Source organism: Streptomyces sp. AC627_RSS907, from assembly GCF_019049165.1.
In genome coordinates this window covers 1-546 of the sequence record NZ_JAGMUE010001003.1, presented here as the reverse complement: position 1 = coordinate 546, position 546 = coordinate 1, and the positions used below count along the sequence as shown (strand labels likewise).

1 protein-coding gene and 1 pseudogene are annotated in these 546 nt (G+C 61.9%); both read right to left on the bottom strand.

What is annotated here, in order from left to right; translation table 11 throughout:
- Positions 1–358: pseudogene (locus tag KUM32_RS39905) on the bottom strand (hypothetical protein); the annotation flags it as partial.
- A gap of 14 nt (positions 359–372) precedes the next feature.
- A complete protein-coding gene (locus tag KUM32_RS44850; RefSeq protein WP_308408843.1) occupies positions 373–528 on the bottom strand; it encodes an RNase A-like domain-containing protein in 156 nt (51 codons plus the stop codon).
- Positions 529–546 lie beyond the last annotated feature (18 nt).

Here is a 546-nt window from a genome sequence, read left to right as displayed (position 1 = left end):
CCGAACCAGCCCATCGCTCAGGGTTTCGCAGCGCCGCTCGGACGTGATCTCGAACCAGGCTCAGGGACTCCTCGACGCCTCTGCCCTCTGTGGGACGTACGCGCGGCATCAGATCCACCTCGTCGGCGATCTCGGGCGAGAACAGTCCGACCGTCAGCAGGTCGTCGAGTTCCCGCAGAAGGCGCGTTCCTCGCGCGGGGAAGCGCGTGACGACGCGCAGGAAACCCCGCAACGCCGGCCCCGGTGTGTCCGGTGTGTCGGTGAACGAGTTTCCTGTCTGGCCATAGGCGCGCAGCAGGTTCTGGACTTCATAAAAACGGTAGCCTGGCCCTGCAGAGGAGTAGGTCATTGCGGTCATCCAGACGAGATCGGCTAAGGAATTGGATAGGAGGTCAGCACTCGATAACCAGATGCTGCGGTTGGGTCGCGCTTGAGAATCACTTTGACTTTATTGACCCAGCTCGGCGGCTCCCCTCTCAGGTAACCGTCTCTCGTGAGAGAGAGCCCAGTACGTTCACCGAACTGCACCTCCGGGAGGGCGAGTTT